This is a genomic window from Cohnella terricola, assembly GCF_007786475.1.
Classification (GTDB): domain Bacteria; phylum Bacillota; class Bacilli; order Paenibacillales; family Paenibacillaceae; genus Cohnella; species Cohnella terricola.
In genome coordinates this window covers 1-16296 of sequence record NZ_VNJJ01000007.1, presented here as the reverse complement: position 1 = coordinate 16296, position 16296 = coordinate 1, and the positions used below count along the sequence as shown (strand labels likewise).

13 protein-coding genes are annotated in these 16296 nt (G+C 50.4%); 8 read left to right on the top strand and 5 right to left on the bottom strand.

Annotation, left to right across the window (positions count from 1 at the left end; translation table 11 throughout):
• Positions 1 to 60: 60 nt before the first annotated feature.
• Positions 61 to 1800 (bottom strand): ABC transporter ATP-binding protein, encoded by a 1740-nt coding sequence (locus FPZ45_RS13815; RefSeq protein WP_144702733.1) that lies wholly within the window; start codon positions 1798 to 1800, stop codon positions 61 to 63.
• Positions 1801 to 1974: 174 nt separating this feature from the next.
• Positions 1975 to 2574, bottom strand: coding sequence for a TMEM175 family protein (locus FPZ45_RS13810; protein ID WP_144703192.1), 600 nt, complete (start codon positions 2572 to 2574; stop codon positions 1975 to 1977).
• Positions 2575 to 2790: 216 nt separating this feature from the next.
• On the opposite strand from FPZ45_RS13810, the gene FPZ45_RS13805 reads away from it, so the two are divergent.
• Positions 2791 to 3984, top strand: a complete 1194-nt coding sequence (locus tag FPZ45_RS13805) for an MFS transporter (RefSeq protein ID WP_342780053.1) — start codon at positions 2791 to 2793, stop codon at positions 3982 to 3984.
• A gap of 450 nt (positions 3985 to 4434) precedes the next feature.
• On the opposite strand, the gene FPZ45_RS13800 is transcribed toward FPZ45_RS13805, so the two are convergent.
• Both FPZ45_RS13800 and FPZ45_RS13795 read right to left on the bottom strand, forming a co-directional pair.
• The gene (locus FPZ45_RS13800) at positions 4435 to 5064 is read right to left on the bottom strand and encodes a YfbR-like 5'-deoxynucleotidase (protein ID WP_144702730.1); all 630 of its coding nucleotides are present in this window, start codon (positions 5062 to 5064) and stop codon (positions 4435 to 4437) included.
• Positions 5065 to 5128: 64 nt separating this feature from the next.
• Positions 5129 to 5872 (bottom strand): sulfite exporter TauE/SafE family protein, encoded by a 744-nt coding sequence (locus FPZ45_RS13795; protein ID WP_246120448.1) that lies wholly within the window; start codon positions 5870 to 5872, stop codon positions 5129 to 5131.
• Positions 5873 to 6019: 147 nt separating this feature from the next.
• Here FPZ45_RS13795 and FPZ45_RS13790 point away from each other — a divergent pair, with 147 nt between their 5' ends.
• From FPZ45_RS13790 to FPZ45_RS13780, 3 genes are all read left to right on the top strand, one after another.
• Positions 6020 to 6592: a DUF1349 domain-containing protein gene (locus tag FPZ45_RS13790; protein WP_144702727.1), complete on the top strand. Its 573-nt coding sequence runs from the start codon at positions 6020 to 6022 to the stop codon at positions 6590 to 6592.
• A 105-nt stretch (positions 6593 to 6697) separates the two neighbouring features.
• Entirely contained in the window at positions 6698 to 7264 is a 567-nt protein-coding gene (locus FPZ45_RS13785; protein ID WP_144702724.1) for a hypothetical protein, read from the top strand.
• Between the two features lie 10 nt (positions 7265 to 7274).
• Complete coding sequence (locus FPZ45_RS13780; protein WP_144702721.1) at positions 7275 to 7553, top strand: hypothetical protein; 279 nt, start codon at positions 7275 to 7277, stop codon at positions 7551 to 7553.
• A 323-nt stretch (positions 7554 to 7876) separates the two neighbouring features.
• Here the strand turns inward: FPZ45_RS13780 and FPZ45_RS13775 are convergent, their stop codons facing one another.
• Complete coding sequence (locus FPZ45_RS13775) at positions 7877 to 8722, bottom strand: S1C family serine protease (RefSeq protein WP_144702718.1); 846 nt, start codon at positions 8720 to 8722, stop codon at positions 7877 to 7879.
• A gap of 205 nt (positions 8723 to 8927) precedes the next feature.
• Between FPZ45_RS13775 and FPZ45_RS13770 the strand changes: the two genes are divergently transcribed.
• The 4 genes from FPZ45_RS13770 (at position 8928) to FPZ45_RS13755 (ending at position 16069) form a co-directional block, all read left to right on the top strand.
• Positions 8928 to 10682, top strand: a complete 1755-nt coding sequence (locus tag FPZ45_RS13770; RefSeq protein ID WP_186438392.1) for a methyl-accepting chemotaxis protein — start codon at positions 8928 to 8930, stop codon at positions 10680 to 10682.
• A 173-nt stretch (positions 10683 to 10855) separates the two neighbouring features.
• Entirely contained in the window at positions 10856 to 13618 is a 2763-nt protein-coding gene (locus tag FPZ45_RS13765; protein WP_144702712.1) for a response regulator, read from the top strand.
• Positions 13619 to 13631: 13 nt separating this feature from the next.
• Positions 13632 to 14522 carry a CheR family methyltransferase gene (locus FPZ45_RS13760; protein WP_222430779.1) on the top strand — a complete coding sequence of 297 codons (891 nt, stop codon included), beginning with the start codon at positions 13632 to 13634 and terminating at the stop codon, positions 14520 to 14522.
• Positions 14519 to 16069 carry an ATP-binding response regulator gene (locus FPZ45_RS13755; RefSeq protein ID WP_144702709.1) on the top strand — a complete coding sequence of 517 codons (1551 nt, stop codon included), beginning with the start codon at positions 14519 to 14521 and terminating at the stop codon, positions 16067 to 16069. Before FPZ45_RS13760 ends, FPZ45_RS13755 begins: the two co-directional genes overlap by 4 nt.
• Positions 16070 to 16296: the final 227 nt, after the last annotated feature.

Here is a 16296-nt window from a genome sequence, read left to right as displayed (position 1 = left end):
AAGCTGATCAAAACGGAGTCGGACGCATAAAGCGTCGACTCCGTTTTGAATTGTGGAAACCTATTGCGCTTCGAACTGCTTGGCGTACAACATGGCATACGTCCCGTCGAGCGCAAGCAACGAATCGTGCGTGCCTTGTTCCGCGATCCCGTCTTCCGTCAATACGACAATGCGCTGCGCATTGCGGATGGTCGAGAGCCGATGGGCAATGACGATGGTCGTCCGTCCCCGGGCCAACAGGTCCAAAGATGCTTGAACGATGCTTTCGCTCTCGTTATCCAGTGAGCTTGTCGCCTCATCCAGAATAAGCACGGGCGGGTTCTTTAAGAATACGCGAGCGATGCTTAACCGCTGCTTCTGCCCTCCGGATAGTTTGACGCCTCGTTGCCCGATCTCGGAGCGATAACCGTTCGGCAAGTTAAGGATGAAATCATGGGCATTGGCGAGCTTGGCCGCCGCGATAATTTCTTCGTCGCTGGCTGCTTCGTTTCCATAACGAATGTTTTCCATCACCGTTCCCGCAAACAGGTAAACATCCTGCAGGACAACCCCGATATGTTTTCTTAACGAGTGCAGGTCGAGTTCCCGGACGTCGAACCCGTCTAGCGATACTTCTCCGTCAGTCGCATCATAGAAACGGGGAACGAGCGAACACAGAGTCGTTTTTCCCGAGCCGGACGGTCCTACAAGCGCAACGTACTCTCCCGGTCGTATACGAAGCGAGAGCTTGCTTAGAACGCTATCCCCCTGCTCTTCGTAACGGAAGGAAACCTGCTTGAACTCGATCTCTCCTTGCACCTTGGGCAAGACGATGGCGTTCGTTTTGCTCTCGATGGACGGCTTCAGATTGATGATTTCCATGAAACGCTGAAATCCGGTGATTCCTTCTTGAAGTTGCGTGCTCATGTGATTCAGCCGTTGAATAGGTTCGATCATAAAGCCGATATAGAGCAGAAAAGTAATCAGATCGGCCAGATCCAAAGCATGGTGGACGATATTGGCGCTGCCAAAGAGGATCACGGTAATCGTGATCAGTTGAATAATCGTTTCGAAACTATTGTAAAAGAGCGCTTCCGCCTTGTGCGTCGCTTTTCGGCTTACAAGGAAACGATCATTTTCCCGTTTGAACTTCTCGATCTCGACGTCGCCGCCGGCGAACGACTGGACGACGCGGATTCCCGATAGACTATCCTCTACTTGAGCATTTACGGACGCGATTCTTTCTTTGTTTTTTCTGATCGTCCTGTTCAGCATTTTATTGAAATAGATGGCCAAGAGAAATAAGAACGAGAAGAAACAGAATACGGCGATCGTCAGGGGCGCGTTGATTGAGAACAAAATCATAAATGCCCCGATAAATCGGACGAGATATTTCACGTAGTCTTCCGGCCCATGATGGTACAGCTCGGAGAGCAGCAGCAAATCGTTCGTGATTCGCGACATGAGGCTGCCGGTCTTTTCTTGGTCGTAGAAGCTCAAGGGGAGCTTCTGCATATGGGCGAACAGCTCGCTGCGCATGTCGCTTTCCATGCGAGAGCCGATGACGTGGCCTTTATAGTCCACATAGTAATTTCCGATGTTCTGGATCGCGACGAGAACCAGCATGAGCGCACCGATCCCGTAAACCTCATGCAGAGCGGTTGATAAATCGCCTTGCAGAACGTTTTTGGTGATGTATCTAACGAGTGCCGGAAATGCCAAAGCGATGCCGGATACGATAAAGGAGCAGGCCAAGACCGAAAGAAACGAGCTTAAATAAGGTTTGTAATAGGAAAAAAATTTGCGAACTGGCGAATGCATCGAATATTCCCCTTCTAAGCGTTATTTAGATAACGCATATAAAGGGGTACACCGTTCATGCGTTTAGAAAGTGTTCCCCCTTATATGCCGGCACGGTGAGATTCGTTTTATTTTTCATGCGAATAGCCTCCTTATGCTTGATGCATACACCATAAGCCAATTCGTATTTATGCTTCAAGGCTTTGTTTGATTATAATCAGACTTGCGCAAGGCATGCTCGATCCGCTTGTCCGGAAAAAACCAGATCGCGGCGACGAGTACGAAAAAGGAACCGGACACCCAAGGGCTCAAATAGGCGGTCAGGACAGCGGTGAGGTAGAGCACAGGCGATAGCTTAACTTTCCAGTCGTTGCCCATCGACGAGACGAATGTGGAATCGGTGGGGTGCTGTTTAATGATTGCCCGCTGAAGCAACCAGTAGGAGGTCGCCGCAAGCAGCAGAACGATCCCGTACAATGCCGTCGGGGTAGCGGCGAAATGGCTTTCCCCCATCCAAGCGGTCGTAAAGGGCACAAAAGTTAACCAGAAGAGCAGCAGCAAGTTGAGCCACATCAACCGGCCGTTGATCGTACGAACCATGTGCAGCAGATGATGGTGGTTATTCCAATATAAACCGACATACACGAAGCTAAAGATGTAGCTTAGAAATTTCGGACCAAGGGCAGTTAAGGACTGCCAGTCGTGGCCTTCAGGCAATTTGAATTCCAGTACCATAATCGTAATGATAATAGCCCACACGCCGTCGCTGAACGCTTCCATTCGGTTCGCTTTCATCATGTTCGCTTTGCCCCCCGCATTCGATTAAATCTAATCTAGATTTCCACAATTACAAGATATTTGATATGCCGGATATTATCAATGCCAACAAAACGTATACTGGAAGAATTTCCTCTACAAGAACGGCTCGAAGCGCGGTTGTCAGGCACGACCGTCGACGATACAATGTGTAAGGTAAATCGTTGTTATCGCAACAAGGAGAGTGAGACGGTTTTGGCATCAGGCGTTATGGCATCGGAGTCATTTTCCTTTCGCAATCGTTTAGCGATTTTGCTTCTGGCCGTCGTGGTGGCGGGAATGAGCCAAGGACTGCTGCTGCCGCTATTATCGATCATCCCGTTCATATCCGGGGTTTCCCCGGATATGAACGGGATGAACTCGGCGGCTATGTATATCGGGATATTCTGCACGATGTTCTTCGTAGAGAAGCCAGTCCTTCGTTTTGGTTATCGAAACGTAATCCTGGTGGGACTCCTGTTAGTTACGTCTGCAGGTATCCTTTTCCCATTCACGGAATCGCTGGCCGTTTGGTTCGTCTTGCGGTTGATTGTCGGCGTGGGAGATAGCGCCCTTCACTATACGACCCAACTATGGATCGTCAGTTCAAGCCCGGCCAATGCGCGGGGAAAATTTATTTCTTTCTATGGCATGGCGTACGGAATCGGCTTTAGCTTGGGACCGCTCGGCATCAATCTGCTTCCGCTCGGAAGAGCCGTTCCGTTTCTCGTGACCAGTATGTTCTTCGTCTGCGTATTGCTGCTAGTGCTGCGCCTGAAGAACGAGATCCCCGAACGGGCGCGCAAAGAAACGACAAGCGAGAACCGGTTCATGAAGACCTATCGGATGGCGTGGTTCGTCCTCATACCGGGCCTGCTATACGGTCTGATGGAGTCTTCCATGAATAGCAGCTTTCCGCTGTATGGCCTGCGCATTAGTCTGGATCAGCATTGGATATCGCTTCTGCTGTTATCGTTCGGCGTGGGAGGGCTCATTCTACAACTGCCGCTTGGCATATTAAGCGATAGAATCGGGCGCAAGCCTGTGCTTATTGCATGCGGATTATTCGGTTCGCTTGCTTTCTTCGCAATACCGGCGGCGGGGAGCAACGTTGCGTTGCTGTTTGCATTGTTCGCCGTGGCGGGAGGAGTCGTCGGCTCTTTCTTCACATTAGGTCTCGCTTATGCGGCAGATATATTGCCCCGATCGATATTGCCGGCGGCGAACGTCATCGCCTCGATTCATTTCAGCATTGGCAGCATGATGGGGCCTGCTCTCGGGGGTTACGGCATGCGCTACGTATCCGATCATAGTATTTTTCTGTTCCTTGGAGCGGCGTTTCTCTTCTTCGCCTTGCTTGGCTTCGGATTTCGTCCGAAGGAAAGAGCCGAGGATCCTGCATCATCCTAATCTAAAAAGCCGACCTTGTGAGGTCGGCTTTGTTAGTGGAAAAGTATTTCGCTGTACGTATGTAATATGTGCTACGCAGACCTTGGGGCCGAAAGATGCGTCGTACCGCAGAGCGGGCACCTTTTTGACTTAAAAGGATAGTAAAGCAGATAAAAAAGCCCGCATAAAAAAATGAAAACGAGCCAATTGAATTTTTTAGTGGGTTGAACATTACGTTTGCACAAATCGCAATGCCGAATCTCAGCCATCGGTGAAAACTCCTTTAATTGATGTAGGTAAGGTCGAATATGTATTCGACGTAAAAATGCATTGTCCTCTAAATATCGTTAATTTTTTTGGGCATTTGTTCCTAATGTGCATTAGTCGCTTTATAGGTCTTATTTGGGCTTAATGGCACATATATCTAGTTCCGATTAAGCGCTTACATAAAAAGAGAAAAAAAAGAAGCGGCTATGATGCCAACGCTTCGTTGGTGATTTGCTCGATGTCGATCGGGGATCTGGACCCTTCGCTGACCAGGTCGGGCAAGATATGTCGTAGAAAATAGTCCACGCAATGGAGCTTGATTTCTTTGATCTTGATCAGGGCGTTCCGGTACATGACGATAAATTCTTTTTCCGTATTGCCCCGCTGCAATTCCGCGAAAGCCTCGTAGATCTGATCCATTTTGTCGGCGACTTCCAGAATTTGTCCTTCGACCGAATCATCTTTTCCTTCACGTAATTGCCGGCGAAAAATGTGCTGAAATTCCGCGGGAATGTGCTCGTCGATGAAATGAGCGACCATGCCTTCTTCCACCTTCTGTAGCATGGCCCGAAGCTCCAACGAGTAGTGTTTCACGGGCGTCTTGATGTCGCCGATGAAGATTTCTCCGTAATCGTGGCTGCTCGTGATTTCATATAGCTTCTTCCAGTCTACGGCGACGCCATTGCTTTCTTCGATATCGGCCAATGTTTTCGCATATTGCACGACTTTCCAAGAGTGGGCCGATACGCTATGTTCCTGGAACTTGAACTTCCCCGGACAGCGAATGATTCGCTCTAAATCGGTTAACGATTGAAAATACGTATGGATTCCCATAGCTCACAGTCCTTTCCCGAATGAAATGTTGCTGCCGATTTACGCTCAGTATACATTTCATTTGTTAATGGACGATTAACTTCAACGAACCCGCCGCCGATAGCGCGAGCACGCAGTATTGGAACCAGCGATCGGACAGCTTCGCCAGTACGCGAATTCCGATCCAAGCGCCAGCCATGATCGGAACGATCATCCACGCATTAAACAACAGGGAATCCCATGTAATGATGCCCAGTTGAACGGAGAATGGAACCTTCAGCAGATTAATGAGGAAGAAGAACCAGGCTCCGGTTCCGACGAATACTTCCTTAGGCAATTTTTTCGCCAGCAGATAGATCGACATGACGCCGCCCGCGGCATTGCCGATCATCGTTGCGAATCCTGCCATGCCGCCAAGAAAAGGATTAAACCACGAGGCAAACCAGCCCTGTCCGGCGAACTTCTCGCCGAATCGCTCCCGAATGAAGTGCAATCCGATCAATGCCAGTACGAGATACCCGATCGTCAGTTTTAATTGATGATCGTTGACGATTTCCAAGAAGAAATAGCCGGCCGCTACACCGATCAGCACCCAAGGAATAAGAACGATCAAATACTTCCAGACGACTTTGCGGCGATAATAGATCACGGCGATGATATCGCCCGTAATTAACATGGGCAGGATGATGCCGACCGAATCTTTGGCAGGGAAGATCATCGCCATCAGAGTGACGGCGAATATGCCCGAACTCGGGACTCCCGTCTTGGAAAAGCCGATCATGAAAGCGGCCAAGACGCCGATGAAGATGTCCAATCCATCTAGCTGCACGTATTCTCTCTCCCCGACTCGTTCTTTTCGTTCATTTTAACACGTGCTTTGGCTTGGCTCTATCATTCTCGCAAATTCGGCAGGCGGCTGTTAGGAGGAACGGATGTAAGTTATACTCTACATAAATACAACGCAAGGAGAGAGACTATGAATCCCTTCGGAAAATGGTTGAACGAATCTCGGGTAGACGTAAAGGATAATCTGCTTCAGATCCCCGCGCCGGGCAAAACGGATTATTTTATCAATCCGGAGAACGGCGACGTCAAGAATAACGCTCCGTTCCTCTATGCGGATGTCCAAGGCGATTTTATTTTGCGGGCCAAAGTCAGACACGACTTCCTGTCGAAATACGACGGCGCGGCGTTGTTTATAATGGATAGCGATCAGCGCTGGGCGAAGCTCTGTTACGAATATACGGATTTCAATACATATGCCGTCGTCAGCGTCGTGACCGACGGGGTGTCCGACGACGCGAATGGACCGAACTTGACGGACAAAAGCGTATGGCTGCAAATCGGTCGGAAAGATAACGCCTTCTCGATGCATTATTCCACGGATGGTACGGAATATCGAATGGTCAGGGTATTTAATCTGAACGTTCCGGAAACGCTAAAAGTCGGAATCGTATCGCAATCGCCGACTGGCGAAGGTCTCGTCAGCGATTTCTCGGAGATCCAGCTTGAGAAAGTAACGATGAAGCAGATTAGAGCCGGGAAATAAGCTTCAAGGAAATGGCTAGACGATTTGCTAACGATAGCGCCCAAACGAATATAGGTAATCGCTCATAAGGTGGATTAAATATCATCTATTCGATGAGGTGCCTATATGGTCAAACGCGCTAACCGGAACCGTTGGATAACGGCGAATATATTAATCGGCGTGTCGAGGGCGATGTTGCCTTTTTACAAGGCGATCGCCCTCAACCCGAAATATGCGGCCCGATGGAGCAAGGCAGTAAAATCTGCTAATCTCGCGCAGATGCAGAAGCTGCTGCGGCTCGTTTCGCCATCGGCCAGCAAAGAATTCGGCTCGAACGGCATAGGGTATTTCATTTCATTCTCGTTGCCCCGGGCTAACGATTACTTCACGAACGGGACTACCATTCCGCCCGGATCAGTACAATTTTTTTTCGAGACACGGGTACATCGCTCCATCGCTCGCAGTGTTGTGCCGCTGTATCGTAAAATGGCGACAAGCCGCACGTTCGCGCAAGCATTAGCGAAATCTATCCGCAGTAGTGACACAAAAGCTGTATCCCGCTTGATCCGTCTGCACGTTAACACACCCGCATTAAAGTCCGTTTCGATTGAAAACTCCGGCTTTGCCCTTTTGTTCGACTACAAGTTCAGCAAATATCCCTATCGAAATCTATTATTTAGAGACGTTAATTAGCAGGCAGCGTGTGAAGGCCAAAAAAGTGCCTTGGCTAGGCGAATTCCGGGGCAACGTGCGAATGTGGGCCAAAAAGGTACCTTGGTTAGACGGATTCCGGGCCAATGTGCGAACGTGGGGCAAAAAAGTGCCTTGGTTAGACGAATTCCGGGTCAGCGTGCGAACGAAGGCCAAAAAAGTACCTTGGCCAGACGGATTCCGGGTTAGCGTGCGGATGTGGGCCAAAAAAGTGCCTTGGTTAGACGGATTCCGGGCCAACGTGCGAACGTGGGGCAAAAAAGTGCCTTAGCTAGACGAATCCCGGGGCAACGTGCGAACGAAGGCCAAAAAGGTACCTTGGTTAAACGGATTCCGAGACAGCGTGCGGATGTGGGCCAAAAAAGTGCCTTGGTTAGACGGATTCCGGGGCAACGTGCGAACGAAGGCCCAAAAAGTATCTTGGTTAGACGAATTCCCGAGCAACGTGCGAATGAGGGCCAAAAAAGTGCCTTGGCTAGACGGATTCCGGGACAGCGTGCAGATGAGGGCCAAAATAGTATCTTGGTTAGATGGATTCTGAGACAGCGTGCGAATGTGGGCCAAAAAAGTACCTTGCGCGCTCGAGCTTAATCCCTATTCGCCCGCGGCAAGCCACCCCGGCAGACTCTCCAGAGCGTCAAGCGGTACGGCCAAACCGGCCTCCACGGTCTTGCTATCATGCGTGATCTCTGTCGTGGCGAAAATAACCGCAATCGCTTTGCCGTCTTCGTTGATGACGGGGGAACCGCTATTGCCTTTGAATATGGGCGCGTCAAGAGCTATGACCGGCGTGCTCCGGCCTTGAACCGGCATCGTGCCCAATAAAGTTCCTTCGCTCACAATTTGTGAGAAGTATAGCGGGTTCCCGATCACGTAGACGTGTTCGCCGGGTTCCCATGTCCGCTCTCGCTCAACTTCGATGAACGGCAATTCTTGGCTGCCGGCGTCCACTTTCAAAAGGGCAATATCCAGTTCGGGGTCGCCGCTCGCGACCTTCGCCACATACCCCTGATCATTCTCCGGAAATTTGACGAGAATATAACCGTTATTTTCGATAACGTGGTAATTGGTCACAATGTACCCGCCCGAGACATGGAAGCCCGTGCCTTTGCCTTTGTCTGTGCTGACCAGAACGACTGCCCGTTTATAGCTTTGAATTTCTTCCCGGCTGGATAGCTCCTTCGATTTGGAGAGGAAGGGCAGCGTCTTCATGTTGTAGATTTGCGGCCAGAACGCCAAAACATTCCCGATGAGTGCGGCAACGACCAGGGAGAGGATAGTATTCCTGACCCACTTGCGCTGAGAGGGAGGGGGAGTTCCGTCTTCTTCTTCGTCTTCTTTCCATTCCTCGTCCGAATAGAACTCATATTCTTCGTTGTCCCGTTCGTCCTCGGGATAACGCAAATCTTTCTCGTCGCTGCAATTCGGATGTTTTTCCACGCTTGTCCCCTCCCTTTCGTTTCTCCCGTTCATTCAACACGATCTAAAATTCATTATCTTCATATTATCATTCATTGTCTAATTTCGACGGAGAAGTTCGAATCCCCCTTCCGGTATTTGCAGGAAAACCCGTGTGTCCTGTCGAATGATCATGACGGAAGTAACGGTTAAAGAGGCATGCTAAGGCCAGAGGGGTATGGACAACATGACACGATTGAAAAGCCGTTTGGTATTCAAGTTATCCGCCATTATATTGGCGATTCTGTTGCTTTTATCCGCGGTCCTCATCTACATTCAGGTTCAAAATACGAAGAAGGCCAGCGAAGAGGCGATTGGCAACTTCAACATCCGCACCGCGGAAGCATATGCGGGACAATTCGATTTAAGAGCCTATGAAGCTTTTCTTCAGGACGAGAAGGAGAGCGAGCTTTACTGGAGCATTCGCGAGGAAATGAACAGCTTTCGCGAACGGATCGGCGCATTGTACGTGTATACGGTGAAGATCAACGATAAAGGGCAGCCCATCCTTCTGATCGACGGACAGGCTCGGGACTCCGATGCGGCTTCTCCGATCGGCGAGGTGACCGATATACCGAAGAAGGCGATCGAGGCGCTTCTGCAAGGGGAAAGCGCGAAGTCAGGCATCATTCGGAATCCGGATTATGGCGATTATATTTCCGCTTACGCGCCGCTTCGCGATTCGGCCGGCAAGGTCGTCGGGGTCGTGGGAATCGATACCGACGTCTCCGTCTCGCGGACGATCTATCGGGAGGTCGTTCGCGACAGCGTGTCGACGTTAGTCGGGATGGGCGCGGCCGTGGCGGTCTTTTTCGCATTGATCGTGTGGTTTCTGTCGCGGGTCTTACGTCCACTCGGGATGGTCGTCCAGGGAGCGGATGCGATCGCGAGGGGGGACTTGGCAGAGGCTAAAACCAGGCTAAGCGCAGGTAAAATCAACTCGAAGGATGAAATCGGACAAGCCTATTCGGCCATGATGAAAATGATCGAAAGATTAGGTGTCACGCTGCAGGACGTCATGTCGGAAATTGCGCTTACCTCTCGGAATCTAGTCGATTCCGCCGGCCAGTTTGGCACGGAAACGGAGAGGCTAGTCGCCATGAACGAGGAGCTCGAGCGTTCGGTCGAGACCTTAGCGGCTGGCGCGAGTCACCAACGGGAGGGGGCCGAACAGAGCGCGAGATCGATGGAGGATATCACGATCGCCGTTCAACGGGCATCCGAAGCCGCAGCAAGCGTGACGGGGGCTTCCGGTGAAGCGTTGGCGTCCGTGGAGGAAGGTAAGGAATCCATCCGCCGGCTAAGGCTGCAGATTGTCTCCATCTCCGATTCCGCCTCTCAGACGACGCAGTCCGTACATCTCCTTAATGCGTATATGGATGAGATCGAACCGGTGCTTCGGGCGATCACGGATATCGCCGACCAGACTAAGCTGCTAGCGCTGAACGCCTCTATTGAAGCGGCGCGGGCGGGAGAGCACGGAGCGGGCTTCGCAGTCGTGGCGGGCGAAGTGCGCAAGCTCGCCGAATCCTCGGCCGTATCCGCGACGCGAATCACTTCGCTGTTATACCAGATTAAGCAGGAGGCGGCACGAATTGGCCTGCGAATGGAAGAAGGAAGCCGCGAAATGACCGTTGGTGCCGAACTGTCCGATCGTGCGGAAACGTTGTTCGGTTACACGACGGAGCAATTCGTTCACGTAAACGGCCAAATTCAGGAGATTTCCGCGGTGATCGAGGAGGTTCTGGCGAGCACCGAAGAAGTCGCCGCTTCGGCGGAGCAAATCTCGCAAGTCTCCTCGGGGGCGGCGGACAATGCGGCTTCGCTGCAGCGGATGTCTGCGAACCAATTGGAAGCGGCAAGAAGAATCGCCGAGACGACGGAACAACTGAAGGATCGGAGCAGTGGATTGGAAGCCGCCGTAAAGAAATTCAAACTTTAGCCTTGCAAACGAATAGACGACCGTTTATCCAACTTTCGGATAAAGGTCGTCATTTTTATACAAAATATATTTTACTCTTTATGGAAAAAACTACAAACTTGTTATATAACTATTATATAGGCAAAACTTGATACGCCACATATTCCGCCAAGGAAGGATATGTTCTGGATCCTATGAAATTTCGAACGAAATTATATCTTGGATTTGGTACGATTCTCGCATTGCTCCTTCTCTTCTCGTTTATTGTTTTTCAGCAATTATCGGTCATGAATCGGAACATGCATGGCGTCGTGGAAGACAACTATGTAGCCGTAAAGCTTGCCAATAGAATTAACGCAGAGATTAACAACCTTAGCATTGAAATGAACGAAAGCTTGCTGGATCAGGATAAATCGTTGCTTCCAGGCCGACTGGAGTCGATCGAAAGCTTTAAAATCGCACTGAACTCGAAAATGGCCGATCTGGATCTTATGGCGTCGGAACAGCCCGAATTGAAACAGAAGATCGGCACGATCGACGCGTTGTATCATGCTTACGTTCGGCATATCGACACGGCTATCGAATTGCTGAAGGACGGGCAGAAAGAACAAGCCGTCCAATTGCATAATGACGAAACGGAAAAAATCAGAATTGATTTGTTCCAAACGGTCGTCGATTTGCGAAAACAGCAAGAATCCGGCATGGAGGATTCGCTCCGGCATTCCTCCAGCACTTATCAGATAACGGTTCGTTTTATGATGATTTTGGTCGGATTCACCGTGCTGGCGGGAATCGCGATCGCGGCGGGCGTCTTCCGCAGCCTCACCAGCAGTCTGGAATTGATCGTATCCGCCATGAAACGCGCCGGCAGAAGCGATCGCACGGATCTTCCCCGAATTTATATTAAGACGAAGGACGAGCTCGGCAGCATCACCGAAGCCTTCAACCAAATGGCCGCCGAATTGGAGGCCAGCGCCAATCAGGAGCAAGAGCATAACCGCTCCTTGCAGCAGCTCAGTTGGCATAAGTCGAAAATTGCCGAAATCACGACTTTGTATCAGTCTATCCAAGACTTGGACAGTTTGGCGAATCTCTTTATCACATCCGCGGCTGCCGCATTGGAAGCAAGATATGGCGTGTTCTATCTGAAACAGGAGAATGAATCCGGCGCTCCGCGATTGGTGAAGATAGCCTCCTACGCCGGAAACCGGGAAGACATAGGCGCTCACGGCTTCGCTCTGGGAGACGGTCTTGTCGGCCAATGCGCGCTTGAGAACAAAAAGATTATCGTTAACGATCCCCCTAAAGATTACGTGAAAGTCCGTTCCGGCATAGGCTCGGCAACGCCTGTACAAATCGTTATCTCCCCCGTGCAATTCGAGAAAGACGTGATCGCGGTCGTAGAACTGGCGGCGATCCACCCCTTTACGGACGGTCAGTTGTCATTGCTGGACGAACTGATCGTGACGCTCGGCATTACGATCAAAAGCATTTCCGGTCATATGCAAGTGCAAAAGCTGCTGAAAGAAGCGCAATTGTTCGCGGAAGAGCTGCAGACCCAATCCGAGGAATTGCAATTGCAGCAAGAGGAATTAAAAACCTTGAACGAACAGCTCGAGGAACAATTCAAGAACTCCAATCGGAAAAGCATGGAGCTGGAAAAGACAAAAGACGAGCTTGAAGAGAAAAACCGTCAAATTATGCTGGCTTCGGGATACAAGTCGGAGTTTCTGGCGAATATGTCGCACGAACTGCGGACTCCACTGAACAGTCTGCTGATATTGTCGCAGATGTTATCCGAGAACAAGGAGGGCAACCTGACTTCGAAACAGATGGAATTCGTTCGCACCATCTATTCCTCGGGTAGCGATCTGCTGAAATTGATCAACGAAGTGCTGGATTTATCGAAGATCGAGTCCGGCACAGTCGAGATCGTGGATGACGCCGTACGATTGCAGGATATCGCCGATATGGCGGAACGTCATTTTTCCGCGGTAGCCGCCAAGAAGGCGATCGCGTTCGATGTCGGGCTGGATGACACGCTGAAGTATATGGACATTCATATTCATACGGATATGCAGAAGCTGCAGCAGATCGTGAAGAATCTGTTGTCCAACGCATTCAAATTCACGGAGCAGGGCCGCGTCTCCCTGCAGTTCAGATATGCTTCAGGCAGCGAGGTTCAGACTTACCCGATACTGTCCGCGGAGGAAATCGTGCTCGCGATCGAAATCTCCGATACGGGAATCGGAATCCCCAAGGTTAAGCAAGAAATCATATTCGACGCCTTTCAACAAGCGGACGGAACGACCAATCGCAAATACGGAGGAACGGGGCTGGGTCTGTCCATCAGCCAAAAGTTCGTCGGATTGCTCGGTGGGGTGATCGGTGTGGACAGCGAAGAGGGCCGGGGCAGCACGTTCACGATTTATCTTCCCTTCGGGGGAGCATATGCAGGTATGCAGAACATCTACGAGCGGGAAGCGGCGGCTACGATTGCGGAAGGATTCGCGTCCGGAGTCTATCCGTTCATCGCCGACGGCCAGTCTACGCCCGATTACGAGGACAAAGGGAAAATGCAACTGTCGGGCAAAAAGATTTTGCTCGTCGATGACGATATGCGGAATATCTATGCGCTCACGACGGTGCTGGAATCATACGACATCAACGTCGTTTTCGCGGAGAACGGACAAGAGGGCATTCATCAGCTTGGGGATCATCCGGATACGGACCTCGTGCTCATGGATATTATGATGCCGAAGATGGATGGATACGAAGCCATCAAGGAAATCCGTAAGCAGCAACGGTTCGGCGGCCTGCCGATCATCGCGCTGACGGCGAAAGCGATGAAACACGATCGGGAGAAATGCGTCGAGGCGGGGGCGTCCGACTATATCAGCAAACCCGTCAACGTAGAGCAGCTGATCTCGCTTATCCAAGTCTGGCTACATCGATGAAGGGTTGAAAAACATGAACAGTCATCTCATGGAACAATCGGAGGATCTGGAAAGAATCGAGCTGTTATTGTTGCTTGAAGGCATCTATCAGCAATACGGTTACGATTTCAGAAACTATTCGTTTCAGTATATTCGCCGGAGAGTATGGAACCGCATTCGTTGCGAAGGGCTGCAATCCATCCCATCCTTCCAGGAAAGAGTATTGCGAGAACGCGAGATGATGGATAGGCTGTCCGTCGATTTCTCCATCAACGTTACGGAGATGTTTCGGGACCCGAGCTTTTTCCTCGCTTTTCGCAAGAAGGTCGTTCCATTGTTGAGAGCGTTGCCGGGAATCCGCATCTGGCATGCCGGGTGTTCGACAGGAGAAGAAGTGTATTCGATGGCGATCCTGCTATTCGAAGAAGGACTCTACGAGAAGTCGACGATCTACGGGACGGATATGAGCGGGAGCGCGCTGGACAAAGCGAGCAAAGGTATTTTCCCGATTCGCAAAATGCAGATGTACACGAAAAATTACATGTTGTCCGGCGGAAAGCAGGCATTCTCGGAATATTATTCGGTTCAAGAGAAAGGGGTCGTCTTTCACTCTTTCCTAGCCGAGAATATCGAATACTTCCAGCATAATTTGGCCATCGATCATTCGTTTAATGAGTTTCATATCATTATTTGCCGGAATGTTCTCATTTATTTTAACGACATCTTACAGCAACGCGTGCTCAATCTGTTCCGCGAGAGCCTTGTGCCCTTAGGGTTTCTGGGACTCGGCAACAAAGAGTTCATCCCGAACAACTTGCAGCGTAACGACTTTATCGAACTCGATCCGCAAGAGAAAATCTACCGGAAAAATGCCGCATTGCTTGGCAGGGCGATCGGCACAGGAAGAGGGTGGGGACGGTTATGAATGCCAAAGTTCTAATGGTGGACGATCACCCGGAAAATTTGTTGGCCTTGGAAGCCGTGCTGACCTCTCCGGAATTGGAGCTGATCGGACTGCAGTCCGGTGAAGAGGCTTTGCGTTACGGGCTGCGGGAAGAGATGCAGGATGTCGCGGTCATCCTGATGGACGTGCAGATGCCCGGGTTAGGCGGAATCGAGACGGCGAAGCTATTGAAGAACAGGGAAAGAACGAAAGATATTCCGATCATCTTTATGACCGCGATCAGCAAATCGATCGAGCACGTGATGCAGGGTTACCATGCAGGTTCGATCGACTATATTTTCAAACCCTTTTACCCTGAGCTTCTGAGGCTTAAGGTCGAAGCCTTCGTCAAAATCCATTACGAAAAGAAAAGCGCCGAGAACGAGCACAAACAGCAATATGATCGCCTAGAGTCCGTCGTTCAGGAACGTACGAAGGAACTCATCCATGCGAACAAAGAGATTCGGAACTCGCAGGTGTTATTTAAAAAATTGTTCGTTTCCAGTCCTAATCTGCTTGCCATTCAGATTCTGGAGGATTTGAAGTATATCGACGTCAACGAGAGTTGGGTGCGCCACACGGGCTACTCCCAAGATGAAATGTCCGACAAGGCAGGTAACGTATTAAAGATCGTTCCCGATCATGCGGACGAACAAATTCAGCGGCTGGGTCGGAAGTATAACAACCTCAAGATCAAGTATGCGACGAAGAAAGACGAATCCCGGGACGGCTTGATGTCAACCGAGATTATCGAGATCAACGGGACGAAATGCCTGCTGCTCGTCATTACCGACATTACGGAGAAAGTGGCGATGGAGAAAGAGATGGCACGGCTGGGCCGCTTGAATCTGATCGGCGAAATGGCCGCGGGCATCGCCCATGAAATACGCAATCCGCTTACGACGATTCGCGGTTTCTTGCAGATGCTAAAGAAAAATCAAACGATGTCGGTCGATAAAATCGACATTATGTTGGAAGAATTGAACCGTGCGAACGGCATCATCACGGAATATTTATCCCTAGCCAAAAATAAATCCTCCGACTTGAAGGCGCTGCAGCTGAACGGTATTGTCGAGTCGTTGTTTCCGCTTATTCAAGCGGAAGCGCTTTTAACGGGGAACAACGTCAGCGTGAATTACGGAGATATTCCAATGTTAATGCTGGATGAGAAGGAGATCCGCCAACTCATCCTCAACATCTGCATTAACGGTTTGGAGGCGATGCAGTCGGCCGGGAATTTGAGGATTTTCACGTATTGCCACGGCACCGATGTCATATTGAAAATAGAAGACCAGGGCTGCGGCATTCAGAGAGAGAACTTGGATAAGCTCGGCACGCCTTTCTTCACGACGAAGGAAAAAGGGACGGGCCTCGGTCTGGCGATCTGCTTCAGCATCGCCTCGAGGCATAATGCCATGATCGACGTGGTCAGCGGCAATGGCGGCACCGAATTCCTTGTCAAATTTAAGAAACACGAGCACATCGAGCCGATCCCCGAGGTTTCCTCTACGATGTGCGGGGAGCGATGACATACATTCGACCACACCATTAGTCGTGATCTGGTACCTCCAGTCCGGCGAAACCTAACTATATCGTGCGAAATGGGGCTGCGTGCGACTATAGTCCGACTAAACCCAAGCGTGTTGATTAACCAAAAAAAGTAGAAAAAAGGCCGCCCATTCGGTAAAGTGTTTGTACCCCTACAAACACCGAAATGAGGCGGCCTTCTTGAAAAAGTCTACTCCATTATGGAGAA

Excerpts from the sequence above, each read along its gene's own strand:
- FPZ45_RS13815 (WP_144702733.1), bottom strand. The coding sequence starts at position 1,800 with ATGCATTCGCCAGTTCGCAAATTTTTTTCCTATTACAAACCTTATTTA.
- FPZ45_RS13810 (WP_144703192.1), bottom strand. The coding sequence starts at position 2,574 with ATGAAAGCGAACCGAATGGAAGCGTTCAGCGACGGCGTGTGGGCTATT.
- FPZ45_RS13800 (WP_144702730.1), bottom strand. The coding sequence starts at position 5,064 with ATGGGAATCCATACGTATTTTCAATCGTTAACCGATTTAGAGCGAATC.
- FPZ45_RS13790 (WP_144702727.1), top strand. The coding sequence starts at position 6,020 with ATGAATCCCTTCGGAAAATGGTTGAACGAATCTCGGGTAGACGTAAAG.
- FPZ45_RS13785 (WP_144702724.1), top strand. The coding sequence starts at position 6,698 with ATGGTCAAACGCGCTAACCGGAACCGTTGGATAACGGCGAATATATTA.
- FPZ45_RS13770 (WP_186438392.1), top strand. The coding sequence starts at position 8,928 with ATGACACGATTGAAAAGCCGTTTGGTATTCAAGTTATCCGCCATTATA.
- FPZ45_RS13765 (WP_144702712.1), top strand. The coding sequence starts at position 10,856 with ATGAAATTTCGAACGAAATTATATCTTGGATTTGGTACGATTCTCGCA.
- FPZ45_RS13760 (WP_222430779.1), top strand. The coding sequence starts at position 13,632 with ATGAACAGTCATCTCATGGAACAATCGGAGGATCTGGAAAGAATCGAG.
- FPZ45_RS13755 (WP_144702709.1), top strand. The coding sequence starts at position 14,519 with ATGAATGCCAAAGTTCTAATGGTGGACGATCACCCGGAAAATTTGTTG.